This is a genomic window from Rhodococcus sp. NPDC003383 (assembly GCF_053589115.1).
The window spans coordinates 39,416-50,572 of sequence record NZ_JBSFRG010000039.1 but is presented as its reverse complement, the minus strand read 5'-3'; the positions used below and the strand labels follow the sequence as shown (position 1 = coordinate 50,572).

Below are 11,157 nucleotides of genomic sequence, written 5' to 3'. Positions count from 1 at the left end.
GCACCGATCCATCGGGGTGAATCCCCGAGGCCACACGGCGTTTCTGTGCTTCCGGCTACTGGACGTCGTCCATGGTTTTGCCGACCTCGGCGAGGGTCATCGGCGTGCCGAAGTCCGCGGTGAACTTGCGGGCGGGGATGTCGCACCGGTACAGACCGTTGTCCGGATCGAAATCGGCCGGTTTCCAGCCGTCTGCGGTGGCCTGCTCGACGTTGAAGCACGGCTGTGGCGGGATCGGGTTCTGCAGGTCGTTCGCGGCGTGCAAGCCACCGCCGGTCCACGCCGTTTCCTGGCGAGCCGTCTCGTACACGCACTTTCGGGTCAGCTCGTCACCGCACGCGGCGGCGGACTTGGCGAACAGCAACCAGGACGACCAGGCGCGCATGGCGGGGAGGGTGATCTGGGCGTCGGGCGCGTACTTCGCGTAGAGCTCCTTCAGCTGTTCGACGGCGGGTTCGTCGCTTTCGAGCGGGGCGACACCGCTGAGATCGACGATGTTGTTCTGGAAATCGGCGGAGCGACCGAGCAGGTCGAGGAACTGCTGGTTGTAGGCGTTGTTGTTCGGATCGATCCAGTCCAGCTTGTAGTCCATGTTGGTCAGGACCTCTTCGAGCTTGGCGAGCTGATCGAAGCTGCCCATGAAGATCAGGCCCTTGACGCCGTTGTTCTTGATGGCCTGGGCGTAGGGCGTCCAGTCCGACACGCCCATCGTCGGATACAACTCGTTGTAGACGACCTTCGCGCCGATCGCGTCCAGGGTCTCGAGGGTCATCTGCTGCACGGCCTTGGTGATCGCCGAGTCGCCGTTGATGAGGCCGATGGCCTGCTTCGAATCCGGATAGGCCTCGTCCACGGCCCAGGTGCGGAAACCGGCGTAGTTGTCGTAGCCGGGGACCTTGGACGGCGAGGCGCTGACCTCGAGGTCGGCGCCGGCGGCGCGTTCCTGCACGGCCTGGGCGGGGAAGCTCGGGAGCAGGCAGTTCAGGCGTTCCTTGACGCCGAGGGCGTCGAGGCCGGCGCCGCCGCCGACGAGGGCGAAGTCCTCGCGGCAGGCTTCGATCATCCGCTGGCGCGGTTCCATGAGTTTCGTGTCGCGGGTGTTGGCGACGAGGGTGCGGCCGTTGATGCCGCCGTTGTCGTTGCACCAGGACGTGAATACTTTTGCCGCGTCGACGAATTCGGAGTTCTTGGTGAATCCGATGTCGGAGAAGACGCCGACCTCGATCTGCTCGGCGGTGACGCCCTGGGCGGAGGCTGTCGAAGCGTCACCGTCCTGGCACACCTCGGTGAGGTCACCGAAGTCGGCGGAGACCGCGGACGATCCGCCCTGTCCGGACGTGGTGCTGTCGGTTTCGGTGCCGTTGCGGCCGCTACAGCCGGCCGCGAGGAGTGCGACCGCCGCGACGGCGACGACGATGCGCCGCTGCCCGGCAAGGAATGTGCGATGTCGATTCACGTGTGTCCCCTGGTCCTCTGAGCCTGCGCGACCGACGTGATCGGGCAGGGAGCCGGATGGACGAAGTGCCCCCACCCACCAGGGAAACTGTCCTCTCCGACTTGGAGAACGAAGATATTGCTTCGTCGTCCGCCAGGGACGGTTTTGGTGGAACCCGAGCGGACATTTCGGTCGAAGGGTGCAGCGGGTCGCGCCCGGGCGATCGCGTCTGCGGGCGGCGCCCATCCCGGGCGATTGTGACGGGACCACAATCGATCTTGGTGCGCCCCGCATTCGGGGGCTGCAGCGCCCTGCACGGTGGAGTCCGTCACGATTCGGCGGTCGGCGCCGGTGTGGGACAACCGCCATCGCGGTCCAGGCGTGGGATGCTCTGCGAAACGCAACCATCGAACCGGGAGAAACAGGTCTTGACGACTCGACCACCGCTGGGCCGTCCCGTCGGGGCAAGTGGCGACGAGACCCGGCGGCGGATCCTGGCCGCGGCGATGCGGAGCGTGTCCGAGGTCGGATACGCGCGGGCGACGATTCGCGAAATCGCTCGCATGGCAGGGATCACCAGCGGAAGTCTGTACCACTACTTCCCGAACAAATCGGAGCTCGTCAAGGCGACGTTCGACGAACTCGCCGGTGTCGCGGTACCGCGGCTCGCCGAAGCGGCGAGTAGTGCCGACGGTGTCGTCGCCAAACTCATGGCCCTGTTCGACGAGGGTGGCCGGGTGACCCGCGAGTACCCGTACGCGGTCGCCTTCGACCGCGCCATCAGGGTCGAAAGCGCCGAACATCTGCATCTCCGGGAGGACGCCGACACCCTGTTCGGCACGCTCCACGACGTGGTCGTCGGCATCGTCGAACAGGCCCGCCGGGACGGTGAACTCGACCCGGACGTCGACGTGAACGGTGCGGCGAACGCGATCTTCGCGATCCTGCGGGGCATGTACGAACTGGCGGCCGCCGCGTCGGCGGAGCAGTACGACGCGACCCTCGACGCCGTGAAGCGGCTGATCCAGGGCACGCTCTTCGCCCCGGCCCCGCCGGAGTGACGCGGGTGTGCCGTGCCGGTGGGGACCGGCACGGCACAGCGCGACACGACTCGCGGCTACTGCACGTCGTCCATGGTCTTACCGACCTCGGCGAGGGTCATCGGTGTGCCGAAGTCTGCGGTGAACTTGCGGGCGGGGATGTCGCACCGGTACGGGCCGTTGTCCGGGTCGAAATCGGCGGGCTTCCATCCTTCCGACGTTGCTTGCTCGACGTTGAAGCAGGGCTGCGGCGGGATGGGGTTCTGCAGGTCGTTGGCGGCGTGCAGCCCTCCGCCGGTCCAGGCGGTTTCCTGACGAGCCGTCTCGTACACGCACTTTCGGGTCAGCTCGTCCCCGCACGCGGCGGCGGACTTGGCGAACAGCAACCACGAGGACCACGCCCGGATGGCCGGGAGGGTGATCTGCGCGTCGGGTGCGTACTTCGCGTAGAGCTCCTCGAGTTGTTCGACGGCGGGTTCGTCGCTTTCGAGTGGGGCGACGCCGCTGAGGTCGACGATGTTGTTCTGGAAATCGGCGGACCGACCCAGGAGTTCGATGAACTGGGCGTTGTAGGCGTTGTTGTTCGGATCGATCCAGTCGAGCTTGTAGTCCATGTCGGTGAGGACGGCTTCGAGCTTGGCCAGTTGTTCCCACGTCCCCATGAAGATCAGGCCCTTGACGCCCTTGTTCTTGATGGCCTGCGCGTAAGGGGTCCAGTCCGAGACTCCCATCGCCGGGTACAACTCGTTGTAGACGACCGTGGCGCCGATCGCGTCGAGCGTTTCGAAGGTCATCTGTTCGATGATCTTGGTGACCGCCGAGTCGCCGTTGATCAACCCGACCGCGGCCTTCGAGTCGGGATAGGCCTCGTTCACGGCCCAGGTGCGGAACCCGGCGTAGTTGTCGTAGCCGGGTATCTTCGCCGGCGAGGCGCTGACCTCGAGGTCGGCGCCGGCGGAGCGTTCCTGCACCGCCTGGGCGGGGAAGCTCGGGAGCAGACAGTTCAGGCGTTCCTTGACGCCGAGGGTGCGGCCGTTGATACCGCCGTTGTCGTTGCACCAGGACGTGAACACCTTTGCCGCGTCGACGAATTCGGGGTTCTTGGTGAACCCCATGTCGGTGAAGACACCCACCTCGATCTGTTCGGCGGTCACGCCCTGGGTGGTGGCGGTGGAAGCGTCGCCGCCCTGGCAGACGTCGGTGAGGTCACCGAAATCGGCGGATGTCGCCGCCGATCTACCGCTGCCGGAGGTTGCGCTGTCACCGGTTTCGGTGCCGCTGCGGCCGCCGCAACCGGCGACCAGCAGCGCGACCGCGGCGACGACGGCGGGAACGCGCCGCGGTCCGGGCCGGAAAGTCTTGGGTCGCTGCATGTTTCTCCTCCGCGGGGCTTCAGGTGTTCCGGCCGCCGTTGACGCCGAGAATCTGACCGGTGATGTAGCCGGCTTCCTCCGACACCAGGAACGAACACGCCGCGGCGATGTCCTCGGGACGGCCGGACCGCCGCACCGGGGTGCGCTGGATGTGTTCCTCGATCGTGCCGCCGAGGAGGCCCTTCCCCTCGGCTCGGCGGAGCATCGGGGTGTCGACGAAGCCCGGTGGCACCGCGTTGACGGTGATCCCGTTCGGGCCGTACTCCAGCGCCAGAGACTTCGTCAGGCCGTTCACCGCGGACTTGGCGGCGACATACGCCGACATGAACGGCTGACCCGAATGTGTGCTCGAGGAGGAGATGTTCACGATCCGGCCCCACCCGGCGTCGAGCATGTCGGGAAGGACCGCCTGGATGCAGTGGAACACGCTGGTCAGGTTGATGTCGATCGCGCGCTGCCATTCGGGGAACGTGAGGTTGGCGAATCTCCGGTACACCTCGAGGCCCGCACCGTTGACGAGAACGGTGACCGGTCCCAGTTCCTGCCGGATCTCCGCGAGCGCGGCGTCGACGCGGTCGCGGTCGGTGACGTCGACCTCGTACTCGTACTCCGCATCGTCGGGTTTCAGATCGAGCACGGCCACCCGGTGACCGTCCTTGCGCAAGCGCTCTGCGACGGCCTTGCCGATTCCCGAGCCGCCTCCCGTCACGACCGCTGTCCTCACGTCCATGCTTCGTCTCCGGCGATGGTGATGCGCCGCATGAGGCGTGCGGAGGACGGGTCGTACGGCAGGGCGCGGTGCAGCATGCCGGTGTTGTCCCACACCACCATGTCGCCGGCCTCCCAGTCGTGGGCGTAGCAGAAGCGTTCCTGGGTGGTCCACGCCTGCAGTTCGTCGAGGAGTTCCCGGCTCTCGTGCGGCTCCATGCCGACGATGTGATCGGCGGTGGCGCCGATGACGAGCGAGCGACGGCCGTCGCGTCGTTCCCACACGAGCGAGGACTCGTGCGTCGGGAGCTGACGCCAGCGGGCGACCTGTTCGTCGGTGGGGTCGGGGTAGACGGTGCGCTGGGCGGCCTCGAAGCTGTGGACGACGCGCAGGCCCTCGTAGCGCTTGCGTTCGGCTTCGGGCAGGTTCTCGTACGCGGCGTAGGTGCTGGCGAATTCGGTACCGCCCCCGACGGCGGCGACGTGCCGGCAGGTGAGCACGGTGGTCTTGGCCGGGATGTCGTTGGTGGTGTCGTCGATGTGCCAGCTGAAGGTGCCCTCGAGGTACTCGGCCGACCGGGTCACGGCCGGATCGAGCGAGACCGTCATGATCTCGTGACCGGGGATCGGCTGAGCCGGGGTGCCGAGTTTGCGGGCGAATGCGAGCTGGGCGTCGTCGTCGAGATTCGGTCCGCGGAAGAGCAGCACACCTCGCCACTTCAGAGCTTCGGTCAGGCGTGCGATCACCGCGTCGTCGTTCAGGTCGTCGACCCCGGTCACTTCGACGCCGAACGACGAAGTGAGCGCTGTGGTCTCGAGCATGAGGAGTCCTTGGGTTCCTGGGGTATCTGTGGAATCTGTTGTCGCGCAGGGGCGGAGCCGATCGGGAGGGCGGCCCGGCAGGGTTGGGGCGCCACCGGGCCGCCCGGGCCGTCGGGTCAGACGGTGACGCCGGCCTTCTCGAGGCAGCGGTGAAGCGCCTCGAGGTATGCGGTGGTGCCCTTGAAGGGGCCGCTCGCCCCGATCGCGACCTCGAGGAACGGGGTGTACTCGTCGTTGACGTGGGTCTCCCAGCGGATGATCTCGCCGTCCTCGTTGGTCTCGAGGAAGCTGTAGGAGTAGAAGCCCATCGTCCTGCCGTCGACGGTGGTGCCCTGCCAGCGGGTCTTCCAGACCACGCCGTTCTCGGCGGGCCAGTACTTGAAGCTCGTCGGCTTCCAGTCGGGGAACACGAGCGAGTACGCCTTCGCCTCCATGTATGCGGCCTTCGCGGTGTCGACCGCGGCCTCGCTCATGAGGATGACGTCCTCACCGGTGAAGTACGGGGAGGTGTAGATCGCGTCGGGAGCGAATTTCCAGGCGTCCTGGCCGTTCTCGTCGGTGTATTCCTCGCCGTCCTTGACGCCCTGGCGCAGGTACGCGTTGCGGTAGCTCTCGGCGAGACGACGGTGCTGGGCGATGCGGGCTTCGTTGGTCACATGGTTCCTTCGGTCGTGTGGGTTGGTTGCGACAGGCGTGGCGGAGTGACGCCGACGGTCACTCCGAGATGTTCACGTTCTCGTAGCTGCCGAGCATCCCGCTGTCGGGCAGCGCCATCTGCAGGTAGACGTCGATGTGCCGGATGCGGCCGGCGTCGTCGAACTCGTACACCGACACCGAGTTGACGACATTGCTGAAATCGCCGATGCGGCTGCGCTCTTCGAGCTCGAGGAACACCACACCGCCGGATTCGGTGATGCGTTTGAACGTGCACTCCCATTCGGAGGACTTCGCCCAGTTCGTCAGGAACTCGACGTAGCCGGACCAGTCCATCACCTCCTTGAAGTTCCCGACACGTTCGAACTCGTCGACCGCCACCAGTTCGGCCAGCGGCGCCCAGCTGTCGGTGGTGAATCCGGGCTGCTTCGCCTCGTCGACCAGGCGTTTGGTGACGAGGCTGTATTCGAGGACGCGGCGGGCGTGCCCGGTGTGGTCGTCGAGGATGTCCTCGACCTGCGTCACGGTCATGAGAAGTCTCTTTCGGTCGGTGATGGGGTGGTCACGAGGTCGCGGCGGCCGCGAGGTAGCGGTCGACGGCCGCGTGGAAGTGGGCGATGACGATCTCTTCCTTGACCAGCGTCATGTGGTCGAGGCCCTTGTTGCGGAGACCGCGCTGCTGGCGCGGCATCTGCTCGTAGTCCTGCTGGAGCGCCAGGAAGTACTGGAAGCTGCCCGGTTCCTCGACCTGGACCGGCTCGACCTTGAAGCTGCCCCGCATCTCCGGCGGCAGCCACATGTAGCTGCTGATGTGCCAGATGCAGCGGTTCGGGTCGCCGTCCGGATCGGGGAGCGCGAGGATGACGGTCGCTTCCCCGGCCCGGATCGTCATGAAGAAGTTCGGGAAGAGCACCCAGCCGTGGTTGTCGCTCATCTGCGCGTCGGTCAGGCCGCTGACATCCAGGCCCTGGCCGGTCAGGGTGTCGCGGGTGGCCTGCTGCAGCAGGGTGCGCACGGTGACGCCCTCCGGGAACTCCAAGGGGGCACCTTCGACGCGGTACCCGTCGACGAGTTCTTCGAATCGGGGCAGGACGGCGGTGACGGTGGGGAACGTGCCGGGAAGCTCGCGGATTCCCTGGACCTGCTCTTCGGGGCCGAACGTGTCGACACCGGCGACCTCGAACGGGGCCACCGAGACGCTGTGCACGTCCATGAAGCGGTGACGGCTCGTGCTGGGGTCGATGTTGATCACCTTCAGCAGTTCCGGGTGGATGCCGTTGATGTGATAGCCCTCGGAGAAGGCGTCGACGACGACTTTCCAGTTACAGTCCAGCTTTTCGCGGACGTCCATCACCGTGACCATCTCGTCGAGCCGGTAGGGCGCCATCATCTCGGCGACCTCGGGACCGAGGTAGTCGGCCAGCGGTTCGGCGTTCGGGTCGGGGTTGACGAAGATGAATCCGGCGAAGGTGTCGACGGAGACCGGGACGAGGGAGTTGTCGTCCTTGTCGATCGGTCCGAGCACCCGTTCGCGCAGAACGCCGCGCAGCTTGCCGTCGAGGTCGTAGGACCACAGGTGGTACCGGCACATGAACCGCTGCGTGTTGCCCTTGCCGGTGCACAGCGGGTTGCCGCGGTGCCGGCAGGCGTTGACGAAGCCGCGAATGCGGTCGTCCTTGCCGCGGACGAGGATGAACGACTGGTCGAAGATCTCGTGGACCTTCCAGTCGCCGACCTCGGGCAGTTCGTCGACCCGGCCGGCGACCTGCCACACCTTCATCCAGATCTGTTCCCGCTCGCGGTCGGCGTATTCGCGCGAGGTGTAGCGGTCGGTGTCGATGCGTAGCGAGTACTTGTCGGGGTCGATGTCGGCCAGGCCGAATCCGGTGTCGACCCACTCGCCGGGCCGTGCCGACCGTGCAGATTCCGTCAGGGGCTGGGTGGAACTCACGATCTCGCTCCTTCTCGTCGTCGACGACGGTGTCGTGAAACGGGGCTGTCGAACTGAAGATCCGAAAGTGTTCCGGCTGTTGGCCATTCGAGCTGCGGGCACGCCGGGTGACTCCGGTGTGGAGGGCTTCGCCGACGCGACGCAGGGTGATCGCGTCCGGTCGGCAGGTCGGGGTGGTGGTCTGTGGCTGTATCGGTGCCGCTCGAATCTCGACCGCGCGAGGAAGGTGCGGCTGTGCTGCCGCTTTGTTGCGCCCCCCGCGGCCGGATGCGACCGATCCGGCATAAAATCAATCACTTGATTGATTACGTATGATGCACGCCACAATCGAGGGTGTCAATGGGTGTGTGTCACATCGACAGTCGGGATCGTGGGCGAGGCTCGACGAGAACGGAACCCGTCACCGATCCTTGTATCCGACGACCACCAGCACGGAGACGCAGTGACCCGCCAGAGAACCACCGACACCCCGACGGCCCTCGACGTCATCGACCTCGGCGCGCACCCGGACTGGCCCTTGCATCTGCGCCGGCCGGTGCCGATCGACTGGGCCGGCCGGACCTGGCCGACACCGGAGCACGCCTTCGCGGCCGCGCACACCACCTCGACGATCGCGTGGGATCGCATCGCCGACCCCGCCACGAGCAGCGAAGACGCGCACCGCATCGGCACCGGCGCGGTCCGCCGCGACGACTGGCCGACCGCACGGTTCACCGTGCTCCGCGAGATCGTCGCCGCGATGACCGCCGATCTCGTCGTCCGGGCCGCGCTGTCCGCGACCGGTGATGCCCTCCTCGTCGCCGCCGGCCCGGACAAACTGTGGGGCCGGCACCGGGACCGCGGGTACAAGACGCCGATCGGCCGCAACGAACTCGGCCGCATCTGGATGCGGCAACGGGCCGTCGACCGCGGCGACGACCCGGACCGATGGATCCGGGCGGCAGTTATCGGGCATCGCGAGCACCTGATCGTCGAGCCCGACACGCGCGAGTGGGTGCAGGGGGAGCTGTCGCGCCTGGCCACGAAATTGACTGCCGAGCACGGCACCGAGATCGCGATGTCGGGGTGGGCGACCGGGGTGGGCCTGTGGTGGGCGGACGCCGCGCATCGTGCCGGGATGCCGTTGTGGGCGTACCTGCCGTATCCGGAGCAGACCGCAGGCTGGCGTCCCGAGCAGATCGCCGAGCACCAGCGGCTCCTCGCGCTGGCCTCGCGCCGGGTGACGGTCGGCGGCCGCCCCGACAAGCGGTTCGATCACGACCGCAGCGCGTTGATGCTGTCCGATGCCGACGTGGTCGTCGCCGTGCGTGATCCCCGGGTCACCATCGGCGGCACCGTCGCGGCCTTGCGTGAGCTGGCGGGTCGGCGCCGGGTGATCACCGTGGATGTGGTCGCCAGGTCGACGACGATCTCCGCGGTCGACCCGGTGTTCGCCTGAGCCGCTCTCGCGCTGTCCGGACGAGGTCTGCTCGAACCCGATGTGCGCGGACGAAGGGCGCGTACCCTCTGATTCCAGCAGTGAATGTCGCGAGTGGTGCGGAAAGTTCACGACTGCCGGAACGGTGGTATTTGCCATGACAGAAGAGTCGACTGCCCACGGTTCCGACCGGCAATCGGGCCATCCGGGGTTGCTCGCGATCCTGCTCGCGATGGCGATGTTCGTCCTGGTCGTGGACACCTCGCTCATGAACGTGTCCATCTCGGCGGTGGTACGCGATCTCGGCACGACCGTCAGCGGCGTGCAAGCCGCCATCGCGCTCGAAGCGCTCGTCTCCGCCGCGTTCATCCTGATCGGCAGCAAGGTCGGTGACCTCATCGGCCGCAAACGCGCCTACGTCATCGGTCTGCTCGGCTACGCGACCGGCGCGACCGCGATGGCGCTCGCCCAGAGCCTCACCGCGGTGATCGTGTTCTGGGCCATCATCGGTGGGATCGGCGCCTCGTTGCTGCTCCCGGCGATGCAGTCCCTCGTCCACGGCAACTTCGAAGGCGACGCCCAGAAGAAGGTCTACGCGCTCGTCGGGGCCGCCGCCGCGATCGCCGCGGCCGTCGGACCACTGCTCGGCGGCTTCATCACCACCTACCTGTCCTGGCGCCTCGCGTTCGTGCTCGAAGTGGTGATCATCGCGGCCGTGCTGTCCGGGATCGGACTCGTCCGCGACGTGCCCTACACCGGATCGCGCGGCGTCGACGGGGTCGGCGCACTCCTGTCCGTGCTCGGCATGGGCGGCATCGTGCTCGGCATCCTGGTGTGGCAGGAAGGCGGCGAAGCGGTCGCCGGGCTCCTCGTGGCCGGCGCCGCCGCCCTGGTCGGGCTCGCCTTCTGGCTGGTACGACGCAAACGCGCCGGCGCGCCGGCGCTGCTGGATCCGGATCTGTTCCGGTCCAAGATCTTCCGGCTCGGCATCACCGGCCAGATGCTCCAGCAGATCGCCCTCGGCGGCGTCATGATCGCGCTGCCGATCTACCTGCAGATGGTGCTCGAGTACAACGCCATGCAGGCGGGTCTGTCGCTCGCCCCGCTCTCGCTCAGCATGTTCGTCGTCGCGTTGCTCGCCGGGAAGAAGGCCGGCGCGCGGCGCCCGAGCACCGTCATCCGGTGGGGTTTCCTGCTCGTCACGATCGGGATCGTGGTCCTCATTCCGATCGTGCCGCGAGCGGACTTCGGGTGGGGCCTGCTGCTGCCGCTCGTGGTCGCCGGGTCGGGCCTGGGCCTGCTGGTCTCGCAACTGAACAACTACACCCTCGCGCCGATCTCGGAGGAGCGGGTCAGCGAAGCCGCCGGCACCAACTCGGCGGCCGGATCGTTCGGCCTGTCGTTCGGCCTGGCGTTCGCCGGTGCCATCCTGCTCGCGACCCTGTCGATCACGTTCACCTCGATGGCGGAGTCGAGCGACGTGCTGCCACCCGCCGACCAGCAGCACGTCGCCCAGGTGCTCGAGGAGGACGCGGAGGTCATGAGCAACACCCAGCTCGAGGAGTTGCTCGCCGGCCAGCCCCCGGCGATCCGCGACGAGATCGTCCGGATCAACACCGACGCGCGCCCGATCGCTCTGCAGGTCGCGTTGCTCGTCCCGCTCGCCGCAGCCTTGCTCGGGTTCGCGAACTCGTTCCGCATGGTCCGAGCGGACGGCCCGCCGGCCGCCGCGCCGAAGGGTGCGGCACCGTTCTGAC

The 11,157-nt window shown here is 67.2% G+C and carries 10 protein-coding genes; 3 read left to right on the top strand and 7 right to left on the bottom strand.

Translation table 11 applies throughout. From position 1 onward, the window contains the following. Nucleotides 1–55: 55 nt before the first annotated feature. On the bottom strand, nt 56–1,456 hold the full coding sequence (locus tag ACWDTS_RS25235) for an ABC transporter substrate-binding protein (protein WP_450119239.1): 1,401 nt from the start codon (nt 1,454–1,456) through the stop codon (nt 56–58). 407 nt (nt 1,457–1,863) lie between these two features. Between ACWDTS_RS25235 and ACWDTS_RS25230 the strand changes: the two genes are divergently transcribed. Beyond that, entirely contained in the window at nt 1,864–2,496 is a 633-nt protein-coding gene (locus ACWDTS_RS25230; RefSeq protein ID WP_450110986.1) for a TetR/AcrR family transcriptional regulator, read from the top strand. Between the two features lie 56 nt (nt 2,497–2,552). Here the strand turns inward: ACWDTS_RS25230 and ACWDTS_RS25225 are convergent, their stop codons facing one another. The 6 genes from ACWDTS_RS25225 to ACWDTS_RS25200 all read right to left on the bottom strand — a co-directional run bounded on the left by ACWDTS_RS25225 (nt 2,553) and on the right by ACWDTS_RS25200 (nt 7,983). Further along, nucleotides 2,553–3,848: an ABC transporter substrate-binding protein gene (locus tag ACWDTS_RS25225; RefSeq protein WP_450110987.1), complete on the bottom strand. Its 1,296-nt coding sequence runs from the start codon at nt 3,846–3,848 to the stop codon at nt 2,553–2,555. A gap of 19 nt (nt 3,849–3,867) precedes the next feature. Then, nucleotides 3,868–4,572: an SDR family NAD(P)-dependent oxidoreductase gene (locus tag ACWDTS_RS25220; protein WP_450111011.1), complete on the bottom strand. Its 705-nt coding sequence runs from the start codon at nt 4,570–4,572 to the stop codon at nt 3,868–3,870. Then, nucleotides 4,569–5,378 (bottom strand): TauD/TfdA dioxygenase family protein, encoded by an 810-nt coding sequence (locus tag ACWDTS_RS25215; RefSeq protein ID WP_450110988.1) that lies wholly within the window; start codon nt 5,376–5,378, stop codon nt 4,569–4,571. The genes ACWDTS_RS25220 and ACWDTS_RS25215 overlap by 4 nt, the downstream gene beginning before the upstream one ends. Before the next feature lie 116 nt (nt 5,379–5,494). Beyond that, nucleotides 5,495–6,034 carry a hypothetical protein gene (locus tag ACWDTS_RS25210; protein WP_450110989.1) on the bottom strand — a complete coding sequence of 180 codons (540 nt, stop codon included), beginning with the start codon at nt 6,032–6,034 and terminating at the stop codon, nt 5,495–5,497. 58 nt (nt 6,035–6,092) lie between these two features. Continuing rightward, on the bottom strand, nt 6,093–6,563 hold the full coding sequence (locus ACWDTS_RS25205; protein ID WP_450110990.1) for a hypothetical protein: 471 nt from the start codon (nt 6,561–6,563) through the stop codon (nt 6,093–6,095). Nucleotides 6,564–6,594: 31 nt separating this feature from the next. After that, entirely contained in the window at nt 6,595–7,983 is a 1,389-nt protein-coding gene (locus ACWDTS_RS25200) for an aromatic ring-hydroxylating oxygenase subunit alpha (RefSeq protein ID WP_450110991.1), read from the bottom strand. Nucleotides 7,984–8,425: 442 nt separating this feature from the next. Between ACWDTS_RS25200 and ACWDTS_RS25195 the strand changes: the two genes are divergently transcribed. Beyond that, the gene (locus tag ACWDTS_RS25195; protein ID WP_450110992.1) at nt 8,426–9,421 is read left to right on the top strand and encodes an NADAR family protein; all 996 of its coding nucleotides are present in this window, start codon (nt 8,426–8,428) and stop codon (nt 9,419–9,421) included. A gap of 136 nt (nt 9,422–9,557) precedes the next feature. Continuing rightward, nucleotides 9,558–11,156, top strand: coding sequence for an MFS transporter (locus ACWDTS_RS25190; protein WP_450110993.1), 1,599 nt, complete (start codon nt 9,558–9,560; stop codon nt 11,154–11,156). The last annotated feature ends 1 nt before the right edge of the window (nt 11,157 follow it).

Bases quoted from the DNA above. Each gene is read 5' to 3' on its own strand.
- ACWDTS_RS25225 (WP_450110987.1), bottom strand. From the start codon at position 3,848: ATGCAGCGACCCAAGACTTTCCGGCCCGGACCGCGGCGCGTTCCCGCC.
- ACWDTS_RS25190 (WP_450110993.1), top strand. From the start codon at position 9,558: ATGACAGAAGAGTCGACTGCCCACGGTTCCGACCGGCAATCGGGCCAT.
- ACWDTS_RS25205 (WP_450110990.1), bottom strand. From the start codon at position 6,563: ATGACCGTGACGCAGGTCGAGGACATCCTCGACGACCACACCGGGCAC.
- ACWDTS_RS25215 (WP_450110988.1), bottom strand. From the start codon at position 5,378: ATGCTCGAGACCACAGCGCTCACTTCGTCGTTCGGCGTCGAAGTGACC.